The 22,649-nt window shown below is 43.5% G+C and carries 18 protein-coding genes; 7 read left to right on the forward strand and 11 right to left on the reverse strand.

Going from position 1 to position 22,649, the window contains the following annotated elements:
* The first annotated feature begins 459 nt into the window (after window positions 1–459).
* Entirely contained in the window at window positions 460–1,608 is a 1,149-nt protein-coding gene (locus tag V7R35_RS09090; protein WP_334014431.1) for an iron-containing alcohol dehydrogenase, read from the forward strand.
* Between the two features lie 24 nt (window positions 1,609–1,632).
* On the opposite strand, the gene V7R35_RS09095 is transcribed toward V7R35_RS09090, so the two are convergent.
* From V7R35_RS09095 to V7R35_RS09125, 7 genes are all read right to left on the reverse strand, one after another.
* Entirely contained in the window at window positions 1,633–2,394 is a 762-nt protein-coding gene (locus V7R35_RS09095) for a 3-keto-disaccharide hydrolase (RefSeq protein ID WP_438823460.1), read from the reverse strand.
* Between the two features lie 102 nt (window positions 2,395–2,496).
* Window positions 2,497–3,114, reverse strand: coding sequence for a gluconate 2-dehydrogenase subunit 3 family protein (locus V7R35_RS09100; protein ID WP_334014432.1), 618 nt, complete (start codon window positions 3,112–3,114; stop codon window positions 2,497–2,499).
* On the reverse strand, window positions 3,114–4,799 hold the full coding sequence (locus V7R35_RS09105) for a GMC family oxidoreductase (protein WP_334014433.1): 1,686 nt from the start codon (window positions 4,797–4,799) through the stop codon (window positions 3,114–3,116). The genes V7R35_RS09100 and V7R35_RS09105 overlap by 1 nt, the downstream gene beginning before the upstream one ends.
* Window positions 4,800–4,843: 44 nt before the next feature.
* Window positions 4,844–5,782, reverse strand: a complete 939-nt coding sequence (locus tag V7R35_RS09110; RefSeq protein ID WP_334014434.1) for a hydroxypyruvate isomerase family protein — start codon at window positions 5,780–5,782, stop codon at window positions 4,844–4,846.
* On the reverse strand, window positions 5,775–6,992 hold the full coding sequence (locus V7R35_RS09115) for a nucleoside permease (protein ID WP_334014435.1): 1,218 nt from the start codon (window positions 6,990–6,992) through the stop codon (window positions 5,775–5,777). The genes V7R35_RS09110 and V7R35_RS09115 overlap by 8 nt, the downstream gene beginning before the upstream one ends.
* A 27-nt stretch (window positions 6,993–7,019) precedes the next feature.
* On the reverse strand, window positions 7,020–8,087 hold the full coding sequence (locus V7R35_RS09120; protein WP_334014436.1) for a sugar phosphate isomerase/epimerase family protein: 1,068 nt from the start codon (window positions 8,085–8,087) through the stop codon (window positions 7,020–7,022).
* Window positions 8,088–8,162: 75 nt separating this feature from the next.
* Complete coding sequence (locus V7R35_RS09125) at window positions 8,163–9,317, reverse strand: Gfo/Idh/MocA family protein (RefSeq protein ID WP_334014437.1); 1,155 nt, start codon at window positions 9,315–9,317, stop codon at window positions 8,163–8,165.
* 367 nt (window positions 9,318–9,684) lie between these two features.
* Between V7R35_RS09125 and V7R35_RS09130 the strand changes: the two genes are divergently transcribed.
* From V7R35_RS09130 to V7R35_RS09140, 3 genes are all read left to right on the forward strand, one after another.
* Window positions 9,685–10,692 (forward strand): LacI family DNA-binding transcriptional regulator, encoded by a 1,008-nt coding sequence (locus V7R35_RS09130; RefSeq protein ID WP_334014438.1) that lies wholly within the window; start codon window positions 9,685–9,687, stop codon window positions 10,690–10,692.
* Window positions 10,693–10,716: 24 nt separating this feature from the next.
* Window positions 10,717–11,634 (forward strand): sugar phosphate isomerase/epimerase family protein, encoded by a 918-nt coding sequence (locus V7R35_RS09135; protein WP_334014440.1) that lies wholly within the window; start codon window positions 10,717–10,719, stop codon window positions 11,632–11,634.
* A gap of 122 nt (window positions 11,635–11,756) precedes the next feature.
* Entirely contained in the window at window positions 11,757–12,080 is a 324-nt protein-coding gene (locus tag V7R35_RS09140) for a DUF3392 family protein (protein ID WP_334014441.1), read from the forward strand.
* Here the strand turns inward: V7R35_RS09140 and V7R35_RS09145 are convergent.
* Window positions 12,077–15,967 (reverse strand): ATP-binding protein, encoded by a 3,891-nt coding sequence (locus V7R35_RS09145; RefSeq protein ID WP_334014442.1) that lies wholly within the window; start codon window positions 15,965–15,967, stop codon window positions 12,077–12,079. The genes V7R35_RS09140 and V7R35_RS09145 overlap by 4 nt on opposite strands.
* Before the next feature lie 76 nt (window positions 15,968–16,043).
* On the opposite strand from V7R35_RS09145, the gene V7R35_RS09150 reads away from it, so the two are divergent.
* Window positions 16,044–16,202, forward strand: coding sequence for a hypothetical protein (locus V7R35_RS09150; protein ID WP_334014443.1), 159 nt, complete (start codon window positions 16,044–16,046; stop codon window positions 16,200–16,202).
* Here V7R35_RS09150 and V7R35_RS09155 read toward each other — a convergent pair.
* On the reverse strand, window positions 16,199–16,702 hold the full coding sequence (locus V7R35_RS09155; RefSeq protein WP_334014742.1) for an HAD family hydrolase: 504 nt from the start codon (window positions 16,700–16,702) through the stop codon (window positions 16,199–16,201). The two genes, V7R35_RS09150 and V7R35_RS09155, sit on opposite strands and share 4 nt — an antisense overlap.
* 169 nt (window positions 16,703–16,871) lie before the next feature.
* Here V7R35_RS09155 and V7R35_RS09160 point away from each other — a divergent pair, with 169 nt between their 5' ends.
* Complete coding sequence (locus V7R35_RS09160; RefSeq protein ID WP_334014444.1) at window positions 16,872–17,756, forward strand: DMT family transporter; 885 nt, start codon at window positions 16,872–16,874, stop codon at window positions 17,754–17,756.
* A 164-nt stretch (window positions 17,757–17,920) separates the two neighbouring features.
* Window positions 17,921–19,711: a diguanylate cyclase domain-containing protein gene (locus V7R35_RS09165; RefSeq protein WP_334014445.1), complete on the forward strand. Its 1,791-nt coding sequence runs from the start codon at window positions 17,921–17,923 to the stop codon at window positions 19,709–19,711.
* On the opposite strand, the gene V7R35_RS09170 is transcribed toward V7R35_RS09165, so the two are convergent.
* Window positions 19,708–21,243 (reverse strand): trehalase family glycosidase, encoded by a 1,536-nt coding sequence (locus tag V7R35_RS09170; RefSeq protein WP_334014446.1) that lies wholly within the window; start codon window positions 21,241–21,243, stop codon window positions 19,708–19,710. The genes V7R35_RS09165 and V7R35_RS09170 overlap by 4 nt on opposite strands.
* Entirely contained in the window at window positions 21,240–22,484 is a 1,245-nt protein-coding gene (locus tag V7R35_RS09175; protein ID WP_334014447.1) for an MFS transporter, read from the reverse strand. The genes V7R35_RS09170 and V7R35_RS09175 overlap by 4 nt, the downstream gene beginning before the upstream one ends.
* Window positions 22,485–22,649 lie beyond the last annotated feature (165 nt).

Consider the following 22,649-nt stretch of genomic DNA (forward strand, 5'->3'; position numbering starts at 1 on the left):
TATGCTAGCTGCCTCTCTCGAAGCGAGGTGCGCATTATACGCTGGAAGTTTTCAGTGTCAACACTTTTTGAAAATTTATTTTCGAAAGCGTTTCTTTCAAACTCCCGTCTTTACTGGCCTATGTAGGTAGTAGAGACTAACTTCTTCAGTGCAATTTGTTTTGCTTTCCTGTCGAAGCGGATGCGCATTTTAGGGATTTGAGCGCTCACGTCAACAAGTATTTTAAAAAAACCTTTATTTTTCGATCGTTTGCACAAAGTATAAACAGATCGCTGTAAAAACCGCCCAATTCATCATTGTTTGCAAGATCTATAACGGTTGTAAATTGGTGTCTTTCTTATAGTGCTATACATTTGTAGTTATAAAATTAACCATTAACGCTATCAATAGTTATAACGTGAACTATGAAGCGCTGTATTTAACACAGTACATTCGGTTTCAAGTAATAGTGAGGACGTCATGAATATTTCAGAGTTTAAAACCGCGGGGAAACTTATTACTGGTTTAGGCGCAGTGAAAGCCCTACCTTCTGAAATGTCCCGTTTGTCTATACACGCTTTCGCTATAGTTACCGATAAAGGTGTTTCCTCGTCTGGGTTACTAGAGCACATTAAGCAATTACTTCCTAACAACGCCGTTATCGTCATTGATGATATTCCACCTGAACCTGAGATAACGGTGATAGAGGAAAAACTACAGTTACTTCGTCAAAAGAAAGTAGATGGAGTAATAGCGCTGGGTGGAGGGAGTGCCATTGATAGCGCTAAGATCTTGGCAGCAGCCTACGATTACCCCGGTAATTTATCTTCTCTATTCGGAGAAAATACATTAGAAAAGCGCGCGCTCCCTCTTATCGCCATCCCAACAACAGCAGGTACAGGGTCTGAAGTAACCAATATCGCTATTCTTTGTGACCCCGAAACTCAGATGAAAAAGGGAATAGTAAGTCACTGTTTACTACCCGACGTTGCTATTGTGGCACCAGAAATGACAAAAACGTGCCCGAAGACCATTACAGCGGCTAGCGGTATAGACGCATTTGTACATGCCTTGGAAGCTTACGTTTCAGTTAACGCCACTCCCATAACTGATGCATTAGCTGAAAAAGCCCTTACGCTTATCTTCAAGGCATTGCCACACGCCTATAATAATGGAGAAAACCTTTCGGCTAGAGAAGACATGGCCACCGGCAGTTTAATGGCTGGCCTAGCATTTGGTAATGCTGGTGTTGGTGCAGTACATGCACTTGCGTATCCTTTAGGCGGACGCTTTCATTTATCTCATGGCATGAGTAACGCGGTTATGCTTCCTCATGTAATGAAAGTAAATGCGCCTTTTTGTTCAGAGAAGCTTTACTGTGTGGCTAAACTGCTTAACGTATGTGAAAGTCATCACACTAAGGATGAAGCAGTACAGTTGCTACTTACCGCTATAGAGCGACTTTGTAGAAACGTAGACATTCCACAGTCGCTTAAACATTTTGATATTCCCGAAGACTGTTTGAGTGAGCTAGCCATAGAGGCGAGCAAAGTTACTCGCCTACTACGTAACAATCCAAAGCAATTAAGCGTAGAAGAAATAGAAGATATTTATCGCCACGCTTTCTAAGCATTCGTTTTAATTAATAGGGTGTTATAGCTCCCTTACCCAAATGTTTCTAAAGCTTACATAGTTCCCGTGGTCCTGAAGCTGAAGAGGCGCACACCCGTGTGCTTTATATTGTGGTGCGCCAATCCATTCTGTTGTGCCTTGGATCTCTGTGTGGTTTTGTACCACTACACCATTGTGCAGCACTGTTACATAACCGGGCGACATCAATGCATCACCATCAAAACGGGGCGCTTTATAAATAATGTCGTAGGTTTGCCAACTATCTGGGGCCTTCATTGCATTCACCAGAGGAATAGTTTGCTTGTACACGCTTGCAGCCTGCCCATTAGGGTACGTTTTGTTCTCAAACGAATCTAACACCTGCACTTCGTATCTTTGCTGAAGGAATATGCCACTATTATTACGCTGCTGACCTTCCATGCCTTCTTCTGGCTGGGGTGCCATCCACTCGACGTGCAATTGAATATCGCAGAAAGACGCTTTTGTTTTTATGTCACCCGCGCCAGGCTTCACCGTTAGCACACCGTCTTTCATTGACCATACGACGTTACCACCTTCTAATGACTCCCACCCGCTTAAATCTTTACCCAATAATAACGTTGCATCAGAGGGAACGTTATTCGCACTGAACGATACTACGTTAGGAACGGGTTCCCACACTTCTGTTTTAGCAGCTTGCTGTTCGCGTGTAAGTCTACCGTTGTCTGACGAGTGAACGTTGGTTGCAACCAACATGATTGGCGAAAACAGCACGAATGCTTTTGCTACTGATATTTTGTTCATTTATAAAAGCCTAAATACGTTTATGTTGTTGTACGCTGTACTTGATTGTCTGTTAGATAATTGATTCGTTACTTAGTTGTACTGTTTCGATACACCTTGCTGCTAGGTAGCCCACGCTTTATCACCTTTTTTATAAGGTACGTTTCCGTCGTATTTGCCGGGAATGGATATATAACGCAATACCTTGGTAGCCCCAACTTGCGACGTAAAGAAGCAGTACAATGTTAGTTGTTTCAACAACGTGAAATAGTGCGGCGTTGGTTCATCAGTTCCGGGTTCCCATTGGCTGGGTTTTCCCGTTTCAACACCTTGCCAAACTCGGTTCGCTAAATTAGCGTCCTTTGCTTCAACATCAAGTTCGTTAAATAGCGCTTCTCGTTGTTGCATATCTAGCTGCAAAAATGCCTTATTGTACTTCGATTGGCACAAGGTATTTATGGTGGCTACGCCTTCTTTGAACGTCTTTTGAAGTAACGGCGTGTAGCAATCGGTGACTAGAACCGCCATAGTCTGGCCCACGTTTGCTGCTTTTGCTCCGGGAGTGTCAGTTTGGGGAATAATCACCTCGGCCATTTCATTGAAAAGCAATACATCTTCGCCTGTAAATAAAGTAGCGCTTAGTGGCACAGGGCGTAAGTTCTCATAGGCAAGCGCGTTGCCCGCAAACATGGCTGTACCCGTGGCTGTAGCAATAAGCTTTAATAGTGCTCTTCGTTCCATTACAAGTTACCCCGTTTTAACTCTTCCACTGCAAAGTCTGCCGCACGAGCAGTTAATGCCATGTATGTAAGAGATGGGTTTACACAGCTACCCGATGTCATTGCAGCACCATCTGTTACAAATACATTGGGTGCATCCCATACCTGATTATGCGCATTAAGTACCGAGGTTTTAGGATCGCGCCCCATACGCGCGGTTCCCATTTCATGAATACCCATTCCCGGCGCATAAGTGGCGTCCCAACCCTGCACATTCTTGAGGCCTGCCGCTTCGAACATATCAACAGCGTCTTGCTGCATGTCTTTGCGCATTTTCAGTTCGTTCTCTTTAATTTCAACATCCATGGCAAGAACAGGTAATCCCCACTTATCCGTAACCTTCTTATTAAGGTAAATACGGTTGTCGTGATGGGGTAACATTTCACCGAATGCAGTCATTCCAATCGTCCAAGGGCCAGGCTCACTAATGGCGTCTTTCAATCCAGCACCTATGCCCATTTCGGCGATATCTTTGCGCCAACCCGAGCGACTTGCGCTGCCTTGATAACCAAAACCACGTAAATAATCGCGTTTATCATCACCCCAATTTCTAAAGCGAGGGACATAAAAACCAGTAGGACGGCGACCATAAGTATATTTATCGTCAAAGCCCTCTACTTCTGCCGAAGCACCTACGCGGAAATGATGATCCATTACATTGTGGCCAAGCTCTCCGCTGCTGCTACCTAGACCGCCTTCCCAAACATCAGTAGCTGAGTTCATTAACACCCAAGCAGAATTAAGCGCCGATGCATTTACGAAAATGATCTTACTTTTGAATACGTAGGTTTGATTCGTTTCAGCATCGATGATTTCTACGCCTGTTGCGCGCTGCTTGTCTTTATCAAAAAGGATCTCTTTTACAATGGAAAACGGACGCAGCGTAAGGTTCCCGGTTTTAACCGCAGCCGGTAACGTTGAAGCCTGAGTACTGAAGTAACCACCAAAAGGACAGCCTAGCCAACATTTATTACGATACTGACAATGCACACGCCCTTCTTCAGGTTTGCCCTTTGTCATGTTCGACGTACGGCCATGCAAGATATGACGGGTGCCCTTAAAGGCTTCCTTAACACGGGCAGCCACCGTTTCTTCTACAATATTCATCGGCATTGGTGGCTGATAAATACCATCAGGTAACACATCTAACCCGTCGCGATTACCACTAATACCAGCGAACTTCTCAACGTAGTCGTACCACGGTGCTAAATCGTCGTAGCGAATGGGCCAATCAACAGCAATACCTTCTTTGGCATTAGCTTCAAAGTCTTCTTTGTTTAATCGATAGCTTTGGCGTCCCCACAACAATGAGCGACCACCTACGTGGTAACCTCGAAACCAATCAAAGCGTTTGTCTTCGGTATAAGGGTTTTCTTTTTCATTTGCCCACATACCCAAGGTTTTTTCATTTAGTGGATAGTCTCGTTTTAAAACGGGGTAATCCAGCTTCATTTTTTGTGTAGGCAAATCGCGATGCGGATAATCCCAATCTTCCTTATGCGCGTTTTGATAGTCTTTTATGTGCTCGATGTTTTTACCACGCTCAAGCATTAACACTTTAAGGCCTTTTTCGGTAAGCTCCTTGGCTGCCCACCCGCCGCTGATGCCAGATCCGATAACTATTGCATCGTATTCATTTGTTGCCATAACACATCCTTAATCGCTTAATTCGTCACAGTGCCTGTGGCACGTTACACATCACAGATTTGTATCGCGTCTTTAAGCGATTCAATTCTGCCGGCTTCGGTTTTAGGTGTTGGAATAAACTCTTGAGCCAAGTAGCCTGTAAACCCGGTATCAACTATGGCTTTGGCAATAGCTGGGTAATTCAGTTCTTGTGAAGCATCAATCTCGTGGCGACCAGGCACGCCCGCAGTGTGGTAGTGACCAAAGTACTGATAGTTTTCACGAATGGTGCGAATGATATCGCCTTCATTAATTTGCATATGGTAGATGTCGTAAAGCAAAGAGAAATGCTTGCTGTTAAGCCTTTTGCATAGCTCTATACCCCACGCCGAGTTATCTGCCATATAGTCGGGATGGTCTATCTTGCTATTAAATAGCTCCATAAAAATAACAACGCCACGCTGCTGTGCATAAGGCAGTATGCGCTTTAAACCATTAACAGCGTTTAGTAACCCTTGCTCTTGTGACATGCCTTTAGCATTACCGCTGAAGCAGATTAGGTTTGTGTAGCCTGCGTCTGCTACTAGGTCGATATGTTTGAGGTAGCGAGACTCAAGTTCGTCGTGAAGCTCGGTGTGAATAAATCCTTCTTCTAAACTAATTTCTGCACCATTGCACATTGAAGAATTGATGCCGTGCTGTTTAAGAACAGGCCAGTCTTCAGGGCCAACCAAATCGATAGCATTAAAGCCAAGCGACTTAACAGTTTTACACAGTTCTTGAATAGACAAATCGCCATAAGTCCAGCGGCTTACCGAATGATTCACATTGCCTTTTAATACTATTTTTGTGGCACTTCTTTGCTCTGCACCATTGTTAGCGGCATCGCCTTTTGAATTTTGAGCAACCGAGAAACCCGGCATTGCTGCCAACGCGCCAGCCCCTGTTATGGCCATGCTTTGTAAAAGTTTACGGCGCGTTAGGTTGTGATTTTCGTTATGCATCTGTTTGCACCTTTTCAGATTTAAACAGTAGAGCAAACAACACCAGTACAATTGCTGCGAAGCCTGCTGGGAACAGCCATACTTGCTGCCAACTATGTGCACCACTTTCCAGCGTGTAGGTGTCGGTAATAGCACCTGCAACAGCAAAGCCTACCAACATACCAACGCCGTAAGTCGCCAAGGTAATTAAGCCTTGTGCGGCACTTTTTACCGCCTCGCCAGCTTTTGCATTGGTATAAATTTGCCCAGATACAAAGAAGAAGTCGTAGCAAATACCGTGAAGCGCTATACCGATGATAAGCATGAACAAGGCGTCGTCGGCGTTACCAAAAGCAAACAAGGCGTAACGAATTACCCAGGCAGCCATACCAATAACTAGGGTTAATTTAATGCCGAAGCGGTTAAGGAAAACCGGTAGTGCCAGCATAAACAGCACTTCAGATACCTGACCTAACGTCATTTTACCCGTTGCGTTTTCAACACCTATTTCAGTAAGAAACGGGTTAGCATTTTGGTAATAGAACGCCAGTGGAATGCAAATAAGCACAGAAGATAAAAAGAACACCAAAAAGTTCTTATCTTTAAGCAGGGCTAACGCATCTAGCCCCAATACATCGCGCAAACCAACCGATTGATTACTACTTTGCGGCGGCGTGTTAGGCAACGTAAAGCTGAATATACCTAGCGCCAATGACGCTAAGCTGCAAAGTAAGAATGTGTTCTTAAGCATACCGTCGGCAATAGACTGTGCGGAATCCCATGAAAAAACATAGCTAATCATAAGCCCAGCCACAATCCAGCCGACCGTACCCCACACACGAACCTTTCCAAACTGTTTTGATGGGTCGTCCATTTGCCCGAACGACACCGAATTTACCAGCGCTAAAGTGGGCATGTAGGCAATCATGTATGCCAGAACATAAGGGTAGAAGCTGGCGAAATCACTTGCCTGATACATGAAATACATTAGCGCTGCGCCAACTAAGTGCAGCAAACCTAAAATGCGCTCTGCATTAAAGAAACGGTCTGCTATAAGCCCCACAATAAAAGGCGCAATAATAGCGCCCCAACTTTGGGTAGAAAACGCCATGCCTATTTGGCCGCCGTTCGCCTGAAGTGTGTTCGACAAATAGGTGCCAAGCGTGACAAACCAGCCGCCCCAAATGAAGAACTGTAGAAACATCATGATGCTGAGTCGTAGGGTAATCATAATTATTGTTTTCCTTATGCGCTTGGACTAACGCACTATCCCCAGAATACGCTTGTTCTTTTCATCGCTTACTTCGCCACCGGCGAAATCATCAAACGCATATTTACTTGGTTCTATAATGTGCGATGCAATAAACGGTGCGCCTTCAGCTGCTCCTTGTGCGCTGTCTTTTAAGCAACACTCCCATTCAAGCACTGCCCACCCTTGAAACCCATATTGGGTAAGCTTGCTAAAAATACCTTTGAAGTCTACTTGCCCGTCGCCTAGCGAACGGAAACGCCCTGCACGCTCTTGCCAGTCTTGATAACCACCGTAAACGCCGTTTCTACCGTTAGGATTAAACTCGGCATCTTTTACATGAAACATTTTTATACGGCTGTGATAACGATCGATAAAATCGAGATAATCGAGTTGCTGTAATACAAAATGACTGGGGTCGAATAAAATATTGGCGCGTGGATGGTTATCTACCGCTTTTAAAAACTGCTCGAAAGACGCACCGTCGTGCAAGTCTTCGCCAGGATGAATTTCATAACAAACATCAACACCGGCTTCGTCAAACACATCCAAAATTGGCTTCCAACGTTTTGCGAGCTCAGCAAAGCCTTGTTCTACTAAACCAGACGGACGCTGGGGCCATGGATAAACTAAATGCCACATAAGCGCACCTGAAAAGGTAGCGTGTGCCTTTAGCCCTAAACGCTTGCTGGCAATTGCGGCGCATTTAAGCTGATTAATAGCCCACTCGGTGCGCTGTTGCGGCTTTCCATGTAAATGCTTGGGAGCAAAATTATCGAAAAGCTCGTCGTAAGCGGGATGCACCGCCACCAGTTGTCCTTGTAGATGGGTAGATAGCTCGGTAATTTCTACGCCAGCTTTGCGACAAGTTTCAGCAACTTCGTCACAATAAGCTTGGCTTTCGGCCGCCTTTTCTAGGTCGAACAGCTTTGGGTCGGTAGGCACTTGAATACCTTTGTAACCTAACGATGCAGCCCACGTAGCCATATTCTCTAAGGTGTCGAATGGACTGCTGTCGCCCATAAACTGTGCTAGAAAAATAGCAGGGCCTTTAATTGCTTGTTGATTATTCGCCATGTTCCCGCCTTTCCTTCAGTTCATTTTGCTTATCAGATGGCTTACCAATATTGCAGTGCAAATGTGTGTAACGCATTAATTCGTACCTTCTTCACTTAATGGCGTCCACTTAACATCACTACCGCTGCTGGCCAGCATAGCGTCTATAAACACCATACCGCGCAGCCCTGAATTAATGCCCGGTACACCTTCGGCTTCGCCAGAATCACCATTTCGAATAGCCTTCGCAAAGTCGGTATACAAATTTGCCATGGCCTCAAGATACCCTTCTGGATGACCACTAGGCGTGCGGCAACGTGAAGACGCTTCATCACAAAGCCCTACATTACCTTGCCCAGCTCTAAATACTTGATAAGGCGCATCGGTAGGACGGTAGATAACTGAATTGGGCTGCATCTGCTGCCACTCTAAACCGCCTTTGTTGCCATAAACACGAATCTTCAGCGCATTCTCTTCACCTGCACAAACCTGCGAGGCAATTAGCACACCTGTAGCACCCTTCTTTGTTTTAATAAGTGCTGCGCCATCGTCGTCTAATCGACGGCCTTCAACGTGGGTATACAGTTCGCCGCTAAGCGCGGTTACCGAGTCGTTTAAAACAAATTCAACTAAGCCAAACGCATGGGTGCCAATATCGCCCATTGCTCCCGTTGCCCCTGAAATAGCGGGGTCGGTTCGCCACTGCGCTTGTTTGTTATGAGTTTCTTCTTCAGCCGATAGCCAACCTTGAGGGTATTCCACGTATACCTTGCGGATATTTCCTAGCATGCCACTAGTAACTAGATGACGCGCCTGCCATACCATGGGATACCCCAAATAGGTGTGCGCTAACCCATAAAGACTGGTATTGGCATGAATAACATCTTGTAGATCTTTCACTTCGCCAAAACTTACGCCAGCTGGCTTTTCACAAAACACATGAAAACCGGCTTTAATTGCGGCGATAGAAATGGGAACGTGAAGGTTGTTTGGAGTAACAATAACCACTACTTGCATGCGCTGTTCTTCAGGCAATGCAAGCTCCTGTTCTAACATGGTTTGCCAACTGGCGTAACAGCGAGAAGCATCAACGTTTAAGCTTTTGCCCGTTCGTGCATTGTTGTCTTCATTGCGACTAAACGCACCGCACACCAATTGATAATGACCATCTAGACCTGCTGCATGACGATGAACTGCACCAATAAATGCACCTTCGCCGCCGCCTATCATTCCCATTCGAATTGGTTGCATTGTTTATCCTCTTCACACTGTTGCATGTTGACTTACTTAATGCATTAAAATGTAACCCGTTACATTTTGTATTGTCAACACGAAACGCAGCAAACTGTTAAAGAATAATTTACATATAGGCCATTTCAACCTGCTCAAAACAGAAAACAGGGAAATAAAAGCGACCAAGAAAGGCCATAGGTTTTACAAATAAACTACATCTTGCATTTGATATTGATGCAAAAGTAGGTATTCTTTACTAAATATGAAAACGGTTACATTTTAAAATGCATGGCATATTGTTGTAGTGAAGAAACATTGAAGTATTCAGAAACTAAAAGCCTTAAGGGTACAATGTGCACATGCGTTAACCATACGATTGAAGTAAATGGCAAATATTAGAGATGTAGCAGACAACGCTGGCGTGTCTGTGGCTACGGTGTCGAGAACACTACAACAACCAGAGCGGGTGTCGCCGAAAACGCGCAATAAGGTTATGGCTGCCGTACAAGCGGTGGGTTATAAGCCAAACCTTATGGCGGTTAAGTTTAGGTCGGGTAAGACGCACAATTTAGTAGTGCTGGTACCTACCGTGGCGAATGTGTTTTTTGCACGGGTTATAAGCGGAATGCAAGAAGCTGCTGCCGAACTGGGCTATTCCATTTTGTTAGCTAACACACTTGGTAATAACGATATAGAAAACCACTACGCCAAAATGGTAAGTACATCGCAAGCCGACGGTCTTATTCAGCTGCGTGCACACAACCCTTTTGATGCCAGCATGATAAACGACAACGGTTTACTGCCAATGGTAAATGCGTGTGAAGTTATTGAAGACGGGCAATACCCTGTGGTGAGTTTGGATAATCGCGCTGCCGCAAAGGCCATGACAGAGCACTTAATATCGCTTGGCCATAAACGCATAGCCATGATTAAAGGGCCACACTCTAGCCCGTTAACACAAGAACGCCTTAATGGTTATAAAGATGCCCTGCGCGACGCCAATATTACCTTTGATGAAAGCCTATTGTTTGACGGCGACTTTACTTTACAGGCCGGGTATAACGCTGGGGTTACTATTAGCGAACTTGCGAACAAGCCAAGCGCTGTATTTTGTGAAAACGATGAAACCGCCATTGGCGCAATGAAAGCATTTAAACAGGCCGACTTGCAAGTACCAAGCGACATTTCAGTTGCAGGGTTCGACGACATAGCCTTTTCAGCGTTTGTTGACCCACCGCTAACTACCATTGCCCAGCCTGCGGAAGAGTTTGGCCGAACAGCGGTAACGCTATTGGTCGATTTACTAAACGGCAAAATTAAGAAAGCACCTAAAGTAATTATGCCGTTTGAATTAATTGTAAGAGAGAGTACCGGTGTAGCCGCACCACGCTAACTATAAAAGCACAAGGACATCGCCATGAACCTAAAACAACACCATACACCAATGAAAAGCCTAAACGCTGCACTAACAAGGCGACAGTTTATGACATATTCCTGTGGTGCGCTGGCATCGTTAAGTGCCCCAATGGTGTTGGCTAATAGTCATAAGGATAACGCCATTATGCATTCAAATTCTGCAAATGCCGTAGGGCTTCAGCTTTATACATTGCGCGATATTATGAAAGTGAGTGTGCCTGCTACGTTAAAATTAGTGGCAGACATTGGTTATACCGAAATGGAGTTTGCTGGGTATTTCGACCACAGCGCAAAACATATTAAGCAGCTACTTAACGACAACGGCTTAACGGCCCCTTCAGCGCACATTATGCTTGAAGAATTCGAAACAAATTTAAATAAAGTATTAGACGATGCCCAAACCGTTGGCCATAAGTATTTAGTTGTGCCTTGGTTAAGCAGCGCGCAACGTGGCGAAGGCATTGCCCCTTACCAAGCGCTGGCTGAAAAACTAAATAACATAGGCGAAGCCTGTAGCAAGGTAGGCATTACCCTTGCCTATCACAACCACGACTTTGAGTTTGAATACCGCGACGGCCAAATACCGCTAGATGTATTAATTACGCAAACCGACCCTAACCTAGTAGCCATGGAGCTAGACCTTTACTGGACAGTTAAAGCAGGTAAGAACCCGGTAGACTATTTTAAAGCGTACCCAGGCCGCTTTAAGCTATGGCATGTAAAAGACTTAGCAGAAGATGGCGGCTTTGCCGATGTAGGCAAAGGCACCATTAATTTTAAAGACATATTTGCCCATGGCGAATTGGCGGGTATTGAACACAAATTTGTAGAGCGCGACCACACCACCGACCGTATAGCCACGGTAGAGCAAGGTTATAAAGCAGTAAGGGCATTAAATGCTGGAGTAAACAAAGGGTAAACTCTTTTCTCCCAGTACCAAAAACCTACCTTCACCCTTTTAAAAAACCGCTTTTGTGAGAAAACAGAAGCGGTTACCATGCTTTTATCGTCTTTTTAAAAACCTTATAAACGCAGTACGTTATGAGTGAATTATTTAGCGCCCTTTCGCGCGCACTAAGCCCCTACTACACCGAAATGAGCATAATGCTTATGGCCACCATTTTAGTGGTATACGGCGATATTATTAACGGACATGTAAAGCGCATACTAGCGCCCTACCATTTTATTATTCGCGTAAGTTTATTCGTTGTGCTGTGTGCTTTTGGGTATGGTGCGTTAACCTTGTACGGCGCACCTTTTTTAAAGCACGTAATAGCCTACTTGCCTTGGCAGTACCAAGGCGCAGGCTATGTAGCCTCGTTTATGTTAATTGGCTTTTTAGCTGAGAGGCGTAGGTATATTTAGGACTGTTCGGCTATTGTTTTATTATATTGCTCGATGTACTTTTTAGGCGGCAGTTTCATTACTTTTTTGAATGACGTTGAGAAATACGTCGCCGTACCAAACCCCACGTCTAAACACGTATCAAGAGTTGTCTTTCCTTCTAATAACAAAGGTATGGATTTCTCTACACGATAGCGCGATAGGAATTCACTGAAATTATATTCGAACAGTTCGGCCATTCTACGATTCAAGCTTCTTCCGCTCATCAAAAGTTGTTCCGCCGCTTGGTCTCTACTAAACGTTTCTTCTTGGTAGTTCTTCTCTAATACAGCGATAAAATTAAGGTAAAACGCCATATCTTTTTCGTTAGTAAATTCAGGGATCTTCAAACAACCGTATTTGAACACCGGAACATCACTGCTAACTTCGCTGCCCTGCTGACTTTCGCGAATAGAGAGTAAGTGCTCAACACGAAGTTTTATCTCGTCATTCGATACGGGTTTCGTCAGGAAGTAATCAATTTTTTCTTCGATAGCAAGCTTCTCGGTTTCGCGATCGTTTTTCGCAGTAAGCATCAGTATAGGAGTATTGGCGTGTACATTATGATTTCGTACTTCTCTTGCAAGCGCTAGCCCATCCATCTCTGACATAATTTGATCGGTGATAATTAGGTCGACCATAAAACGATTTAAAACATCTAGCGCCTGTTTACCATTTTTTGCTACCAAACACCGATGCTTTGGTGAAAGCAAGTCAAATAAGAAGGTTCTGAATTCTCTGTCATCTTCAACAATTAGCAATGATTTTCTTCTTTTTTGAGAATCATCTGCCAGGTCTACTTGCGACTGACTATTGATAAACTCAATGTCATCTACTGGCAGAATGACTGTAAACTTACAGCCTTCGTCCTCACTGTCTAAAGTGATATTCCCTTGGTTTAAATCAACGAGGCTTTTAACAATAGAAAGGCCTATACCTTCTCCGTTTTCCTGTGTTTTTCCTCGTGTAAAACGGTTAAATATATTCGCTTGCTGATGCTTAGGGATACCTGGACCGTTATCTGAAACAACTATCTTTAAGTGTTTACTGTCAAGTGACACAACCACGCGAATGTTGCCATGCTCTGGCGTATATTTAATGGCATTTTGCACAATATTAGTCAGTATTTTCTCTAAGCTATCGCTAAGCAAAGCAATACTTAATTCCTTGTTTCCACGCGTTCTTATTTCAAGATTCTGACGCTTTTGGTTTGCCAATGGATCGAGTGAGTACACAATCATGCGCGCTACCTCTACGGTATAGGCACGGTAGTTTTCTCGTTTACTTTGCGCTATTGGAAGACCCTCGCTTAGTTGGTCGATAAGTAATTCAATTCGCTTCATGTTTTGTTCAATACTGGTTATAGCTTTGACCTTTTGAAAAGGTGAATCACCCACTTCGTCTAGAGTGCTTTTAATAATTTGAAGAGGTGTTCTTAATTCGTGAGTGATATCACTAATAACCAACTCTTTACTGCGCAGCATTTTTTCAAACTTAGACTGGCCGTCTGTTATCTCGTAGCGTGTAAGGGCTGTGTAGAGTTTGGTGGTTTGGAATTGTTTCCAGCGAGGTTGAATAAGATTAAAACTGTACATCGCGATAACAGCAATAAACAAAATAAAATAAAGGCTAATCGCCAAAGGTTGAAAATAAAATGGCTTCATTACTGTGAATGCAAATGTAGCAACCACATTTAATTCACCAGGTAGCCTGGCTTCAACCTTATAGTCACCATAATCAAGTTCAGATAATGAGAGATAAGCTTGTGACTTAGGATGCACTTTCCACGTATCGTCTAAACCTAAAATTCTAAACTCTAAATTTTGAACTTCAGGCGGCAAAAAGTTGTTAGATTGGAAAACTATTTCTAATTCATTGAAGTCATGCTCAAGCTCGATAGAATCCATTGCTGTCAAAGCATGTGATGAAAGTACTTTAACATCACCTTGTGAGTCGATTATTGTGACCTTTGAAATTATAACTTCACCAAGATCTCTGAGGGCTTTTGAAGAAGAACTTATCGCTTTATCTTCATCAAGTATATAAGAATACCTATCCCCTAAGACGACGACTTTATTACCAAGTTGTGCAATTCCGCCATATTCAAAGTCACTATCAAAAATCCCTTGTGCTTCAGAATATAATGCTAAATCACCGTCTGTTGAATAGGAATAGAGACCCATATTTGTGATAAACCAAAGATGACCGTCTTCGGATTTTATGCCTCCGCGAATAAATCGAACATCCTCGCCCTCTAAAATTTTTGACGACCCTACTTCCCCGGTATTCTTATTGATTGACCTAATGCCATAACCAGAAGTACAGACTAGATATTCATTTCCGTACTCAATTAAACAATGAATGTTTCCCCACCCTTCAGCATTGGGACTAAAGGTTCTCCAATTGAACCGAGTCATTTGCATGAAGACAGAATTGCTCGAGTCGAAGCCGACTATTTCTCCGGAAGAAGAAAGAAAAGCATTTACCACATTTGGCGGTGCAGGTAATCTATCGGTTACACCTCCTCTGTTCAAAATCGTGAAATAGCTTTCTTCACCATTTTCATGATAAAGAAAAGCAGAGTCACCATCTGAAAATTTAAATTTAAAACCCTCCCCACAATCGATTGAAGAACTTGGCAACGCTGTGACCGGGTACCTTAGAGATACAGTTTCAATCGTTTCGCAATCAATACTTGTATCAATGTAGTCAGATACTTCACCAGAACTTAGGTTAAGCTCTTTATCTCCTTTATTGGTGGTTACAAACGCTTTTCCATCTGTGGTCGTACCAAATCTTTTAATGTTTTCTCTTAAGACGACGTTTCCTTCATGAACTAAGTTAATTGATTTGTGGTTCTGAGTAAGAGCTATAAGACCAAGCTGCGAAGAAGCCAAAAGAACTTCTCCGCGAGAAGTTTCACTTATTTTGACAATACTTTTAATACTCTCACTATTAAGTAAAGGAGCCATGTAATTGGGTACGGATATGTATTCATCGTTTAACTCATAAAGCCCACCCGCGGCTACTAAAATCCTTCCGTCTTGAGTAAAGAATATATCGTCAATATCGTGAACCGACTCTCCCGTTGTCTCGATAGGAAAGAAAATTTTTGTCTCAGTGTCTAGCGATGAAGAGATTCTGTAAATTCCTTCTGCTCCCCCAATAAAGATGTGATCTTTAAAAATTGAGACAACAGAAATTGAAGACAGCTTAGGAAAGTATTCAGAAATAGCATACTTACTAATTTCCTCGTCTTTTAAATTAATTATGAAAAGGAAATTAGAAGATGAAAGCATCACACGATGCTCAGCAACCTTTGCTATAGAAAATACATTTTTGACTCCCTCTAAAACTTTACCCCAAGGTAAAACTTCGCCTGAATATTTGTCTACAACCAAAAAACCTTTGATCAAAGAGACAATGAGATAGTTTTCAGATTCAACAATCTTCCAAGCAAATTTAGGCCACAAAGCCTGTGTGAAATGTTCTTTTGTTTTACCAGTGATTAAATTCTTCGAAAAAACGCCAACACCATATTCCACCAACCACAGTGTATTTTGATTATCAAAATATAAGTCGGAAAGTGTTCCCCGCTGCTCTCGTTTATCTCCAAATGGAATAAGTTCGGAATGACTACCTAGTATACGAAAAACACCGTTCTCTGAAGCTATATAAGTAGCATCTCCAATTACCTCTATATCCCTTATAATTCCAGATGGTATACCTGAGAACTTTGTTTTCCCTTGAAGAGTTGCACCAAAAGCAAATGTGCTATTTGAGTGTAGTAATGAAAAAAATAGTAAAAATGAGCCAAAAACCTTGGCGAGACTGACGACAAATACTTCTGTCCTTTTCCGCATATCCATATGTCCAGCAAATAAACTACTTTATTAAGCGCTAAACAAAGCAATTAATTTCAAATAGTTTTAGAGAGTTTTAAATATGAATAACGAACAAGAAAAACATATGCAAGAGCTTACTGAGCAAGATTATACTAATGTATATGGTGGAGCATACAGTCAAACGGTCATCGTCATCCATAGCGAAACCATATTGCCAGAACTCCCCCTGCCGCCGGATGGAGATGCAATTAAAATCTAAACCAACAACCACTTCATCCCAGCATTTTCGGCGGCTTGCTGATCATAAATAAAGTCGCCTACATACAGGCAGTCTTCAGGCTGAAGCTGCCATGTATTGGCTACCATCAATAGCGCCGTTGGGTCGGGCTTGGCGGGGGCATCTTCACGGGTTAATACGTAATCTATCGGTATATTGTTGTTAGCTAGCTTAATGGCAGTGGCCTGGCGACAGTTGCGGGTTACTATGGCCATAGGCAATTTATGCGCCTGCGCCTTTTCAACCATTTCTTTGCCAATATCTAGCCATTTGGCGTTTTGCGCATCTTCTAGTTCGTGCTGTAAAATGGTGTCGTGGGCATTGGCTTTGGTGGTTTCGCATGAAATGCCATCTACAAAGGTAAGAATATCTTCGTGCTGTGGGCAACCAACATCGGCGCGCATTTTTGTAAAGTCTAAGCTCGACTCGACTAATGTGCCGTCCAAGTCAAAAATTACGCCTTTAATACCCGTTAAGTTCATCACTTTACCTCTGTACTGCTTTTTATTTTTTGAAATGTTTTGTGCGTGTATTTACGTTGTTTGGCTGCTATGGGTTTATGAAGCACACAAATATAAATTAAGTTTACCCCAGTAATTGCATGCATTAGCATAGCCGCTCTTTTTAATTGCATGTATTTTCAGGTGTTTAATGGGTGTTTTTGCTGCGCTAGGTACTGCGCTTTGTTGGGCCATTGCCGCACGTTTATTTCGCGGAACGGGTAACGCGTTTTCGCCGCTAACCATGAACTTCTGGAAAGGCCTAATATCTATTGCCATTTTGGCGGTAGTGCTGCTTTTTATTCAGCCTATGGGGTTAACTACCAATATAGTTTTATGGTTGTTATTAAGCGGTTTTATAGGCATTGGTATCGGCGACACTTGCTTTTTTAAGGCGCTACAAAGTATAGGCGACAGCCAGGCTGTATTAGTAGCTGAAACCTTAGCGCCGCTGTTTACTGCGCTGTTTGCCATGGCCTTTATTGGCGAATGGATTACGTGGCAGCAGTGGGTAGGCGTTGCTATTGTGCTGCTGTCGGTAGACATGGTAATAAAAGCGCGCAAGCGAAGTACAACACATGTGTTTGCAACAAGCGGTTATTTGTATGGCGTAGGCGCTGCACTTTGCCAAGCCGTTGGTGCTGTGGTTAGCCGCGACATTTTAAGTGCAGGCGAAATAGACGCCGCTAGTGCTGCCTTTTTACGCTTAATTGGCGGCATGTTCTTTGTGGTGCCCTTTATAGCGTTTACCAAAACCAAGTACATGCCTGTTATTGAAAAAGGTAAACGCATTTGGCCTGCCTTTGTTATGGCCACATTATTGGGCACCACCGCCGCAATTTATCTACAAATGTTCGCTTTTGCCTATGCAAAGGCGGCGGTAGTACAAACGCTAATTGCAACAAGTGCACTTATGTCGCTTGGCGTTGCGTGGGTGCTGGGCGAAAAAGCCACCAAAGCTACCGTGTTGTGGTCGGCCATAGCACTGGTTGGCGTAGGTATTCTTGTTAGCTTTGGTTCACCACCAACACATTAGTACGAACGCGGTTTTAACGCCTGCAGTGCTCTTGAGAATAATGGCTGTAAAACACCCAAGTTGTTACACTTAGACACAAAAAACAGTACATTTTTAGCGATGTTCGGTAGTAGTTCTTGCTGCAAGCCGATATTATGAAGCAAAAGTGATAACTCTGATTAATCATGCGCTTACTTATTTCTTTTATAATCTGGGCACTTACAAGCTTTCTTGCATTCAGCTTTTCCGCAAGTGCTAACGAAGATTTTGATGCTACGTTAGCAAAAATGCGTGCGCACACTTACGATTGCCCCAACGACGCCCTATTTCCTGAACTTGAAACCCTACTATCACAAGACACGCTAACTCAACGACAGCGATTTGCATTATCGGTAGCAAAGGGCCAATTTCTTATTTGCAGAGGCGACTACGCCAACGCACTTAGCCTGCTTCAGCAACAAGTAGCTCAAAACGATATTGATAAAACCTCTTACGCCTATGCGTCTGCGATTTACCAAATTGGTTTTGTTTACGATGCGCAAGAAAACCCTAAACGGTGCGAGTATTATAATGAAGCGCAAACGTTGTCGTCGCCACAACATCACAGTGATATTTTTACTAGTTCTTCGTTAAACCTCATTACTTACTGTTCGGCTTCGTCAGATGTTGGTGAAAGGCTTGGCAAAATGTTTAACGTTCTAGAACGTTACTCTGGCGTTGGCAGCCCCGGTGAACTTGCCCACATTCATAATTCTATTGGTTTGTTGTACGGCAGCCTTGGGCAGCATTCATTAGCAGCAGAGCAATATTTAAAAGCCCACGAAATGGGGCTTCAGGTATACGAAGGAAGCAATAAGTTAAGTATTTTAATAAGCGCTATTGTGTCGCTGTTAAGCAGTGGGCAAACCGATGAAGCATATCAGCGTATTTTGGAATATGGCCAATTAAACAGCACCATAGACACCCCTCTTACAAACTATCATTACCAATACGCGCTGTCGTTTTACTATCGTAAAACCCGTAACTACGAGCAGCTTGCTCTTACTTTAGCCGACTTCAAAGAGGCTGTATCGGCGGTATCTAGCTCGCTGGGTCAACTTTTCTATAACTGGCATGCTACTGAGGTGTGTTTGTACGACAACAACTTACCTTGCTTGCAAGACTATATTGAAAGCTTTGAACAAGAGGAAAACTATATTCCTCCGCGTTTGCGAACAAATTTAGACTATTTGTCTTTCAACTTATCGCTGTATTTGGCTTTGGGCGACATTGAAAAAGCTAAAGTTGCCGCCACAGCGCTAGACAAAGAAGTAGATAGAAAATTTGTAAAACAGCAAGACTCGGCAAGGGTGCTTAGTTCGGCTACGCTTTACAACAAAATTTACACGCTGGAATCAGAAATAGAAGCCGCTGAAAAGCGCCGCACTAATACGCTGTATCTACTTGGCGCAATAATGACATTGTTTAGCGGTATTATCGCTTTTGTTTTGCGTAGAAAGTTTTTAGCCAGCAAAGCTATCGACCCCGCCACACAGTTACTTAACGCCGAAACAGCTATTGCGCGCATAAACAAACTGCCTGCGCCTAAAGAAAGCCGTGCCATCGCTATTGCCATTTTTGATGTACGCAACTTAAGGGAAATTACCAGTCAATTGGGATCTACTCGTGCCGATAGCGTATTGCGGAAAATTTCACAGACTATGCAAAATGCCACTCGTGGTAACGACATTTTGGGGCGTTTTGGCACCGAACAGTTCATTCTGTGTTTGCACAATATTGAAGAGCGCAGCGCTCGCACGTTCTTTGAAAGGGTGCAAAGCGCGTTGAACACTACCTTTGAAACCGATGCTACGGCCGATCACTTAAATGTAGAATCGAGCATGAGCATTTTTATTTCCCATGAAAAAATAGACGGGCTTAACGCGGTTTTAGATGACATGGTGGTGTCGTTAGGCATGAACCAACGCCAGCACTAGCGTTTTAGTAGGGTTTTAAAACGCGTATACACACCGTTTGTCCAACCAAACCCAAGCTGTACGTCGTATTCACCGCCTCCTGCTTTTACCTCAGGCTGGCAAACGTTGTATTTTTCAAGCAATACGCCATTTACTTCGAAGCTGTTATCTATAGTTTTGTTGAAGCGCTTCATAATGTTGAATGCACATTCCTCAAAACCGTAATTTAAAAACCCTAGAACGGTAAAGTACTGTAGCGGCGCCCAACCGTTAGGTGCATCCCACTGCTGAGGCGTACTTTGCGTGGTAGTTACAATGCCACCCGCTTTTAACAAACTATCACACACGGTTACCTTTACGCGCGCGGCCTGTTCGTGGCTAGCTATTCCAACAAAAAGAGGCACTGTCATCGCTGCCGACACTACATTAGTTTGGCTATTTGAAGGGTAGTGATAGTCGAAGTAGCCGCCCTTTTCTTCATTATACAAATAAGTATTAATGGCCTTCGTACGGCCTTTTGCGGCCTTTTTATAGAATACTTGGTCACTACCGGTGCATACGTTAGCTAACGTATCTTCTAAGGTGTACAGCAAACAGTTTAAATCTACAGGCACTATTTCGGTGGTGCGTATACTGGCTAGTTCATTTGGCTGCTTTAGCCACCTTGAGCTGAAGTCCCAACCCGACTCACATGCGGCACGAATGTGTTGATAAAACTCAACTTTGTTCGCATCAATGTGTTCAGCGATTTCTATATCTTCACTATACGATTCAGGTCTTGGCGTAGTTTCGGTATCGAAGTAACGGTTTAGCAATGTGTTGCACGGCATTTTTACTACACGCAGCGATGCCGATGTTTGTTTGCTTGAACTTAATACGGCAAAGTCTTCGCTGCCCTTCATCCAAAATGCGTATTCTTTCTTCAAACCTTCTATAACATATTGGGTTTGCGCACTTGATAGATACGGCTTTAATAGATTAAAAAATAGTGCAAGCATTGGCGGCTGACTGCGCGAGTAATAGTACGCGCGGTTTCCATTAGGAATACAACCCACTTCATTTAAGATATCAACGAAGTTTTCTAGCATATTTACGGCAATATCGGTACGCCCTGCATCAAGCAAACCCAAGGCAGTGAAATAGCTATCCCAATAATAAATTTCTCTAAAGCGGCCGCCGGGCACAATATAAGGGCGAGAAAGCGCGATTAAACTATCTTTGTGCTGCGTATCAGGAGCACGAGTTAGTACATGCCACATATGGTCAATGTACTCGCTCGCATTTGAAAACATTTGGTTCGACGTGGCGTTTTGTGAACTGGGTAAAACAAAGTGTTGCTGAACAAAACCAGCTAAATCGATGGTTTCTTCGTTTTCTTTGCAACGCTTAAGTTCACTTTGATAGGCGCTTACTGCCTGCTGCAAACTGGTTTTCACAATTGCATCGGCAAAGGTTTTACTGTCTGGAAACAGCTTTGCCATTTGAACGTCGCGAAATAGATCGCTGGCATAAAAGGCTAAACACGCCTGCCAATTATGTGATGAAGAACTCATAGTGTTTGCGTACCTTTTACGGCAAGTGAAGACGAAGATTTTTTGAAGAAGAAGAGCGTTACCACCAAAATGGAGATAGGAACAAGCGACAAATAGAATGCTTGCTGACCGCCTACCGCGTCGAACACAAAACCAGTAACAATAGACCCAGTAGTACCGCCAAGCGCAGAAAACACCACTATCAGCCCCGTCATGGGCGCGTGCTTTTCTTGAGGAAGAGCACTGAGCATCACCGAGTTTATAACGGGGTAAATGGGCGCCATCATTAACCCAATTAATGGAATTAAAAAGGCGGCAAGTGGCGCGTCAAACCAATGCGAAATATTTTCATCAGCAACATTTTCTGCCAAAGGTAAACTTAGCAACATAACCACTGCCATACCTGCTAGGCATATATTTAAAAATGGGTACCAATGCATTCGAGTAAGCACAGCCCCTGCGGTTAAGCGACCAACGGCCAGCGCAATGGCGAAGATACTGGTAATTTGAATACTGACTTGCGTTGGAAGGCCTAGTACTTCTTTATTGAAAGTAGGCAACCACGAGCCAATGCCCTGCTCGATAAGCACGTATAAAAAGATAGAGAATATAAAAACAAGCACCAGTGGCTTATAGGCCAGTTTAAGCATGTCTACAAACTCGGTAACTGCACTAGTTGCCTGTGCATTTTCCACTGGCTTTATTGGCGCCAGCATAACTACCACAAAGGTAAGCGCCACTAGCGCTGCCAATAAGTAGTACACATTAAGCCAGCTAAGTGACGCGTCGTTAGTGGGGTCGATAAACCACGCAAACACCCAGTAACCCGACAACACTCCCAGCATAAATATGCCTTCTATGGTGTTCATTAGTGACGAATGGGCTTTGGTAGACGCGGAAAGCTGTCCAATAATGGCATAAACCGATACCTTAACCAGCGCAAACGCAGTTCCGATACAGGCAAACAGTAGTTTTATAAACCAGAAGCTAGCAACACTGGGGGTAAGTGCACAGGCTGCTGCCACTAGCGCTAAACCAAGCAACATGGCAAGCTTATAGCCTACCCGCGGAATGAAGCTGGCAACCAGAAAAGAAACCGCCGCAATGGAGAGATCTTTAAACCCTTCTAACGTGCTGGCCTGCGGCTTTGTAATGTCGAAGCTGTTGATAGATTGCAGAATAACAGTACCAACACTGTTAAGTAGTATGGCAAAGACGTAGTAACTAATAGCAATAGCTGCAATAACCAACAAACGCGACATGTGTAAACACTCTGTTAACTAATTCAGGCTGGAGTGTAGTATTTAGAACTACAAAATGCAAACGTTTGCATTTAACAACTATTACACACCAAAAGGCCATTTAGAGGGATAAAAGAAGCACAAATTACTTCTAAAAACCTAACATAACACGTTTGATTAAGTCCG

Origin of the sequence: Alteromonas sp. S167, from assembly GCF_036864375.1 — a bacterium.
Taxonomy (GTDB): Bacteria; Pseudomonadota; Gammaproteobacteria; order Enterobacterales; family Alteromonadaceae; genus Alteromonas.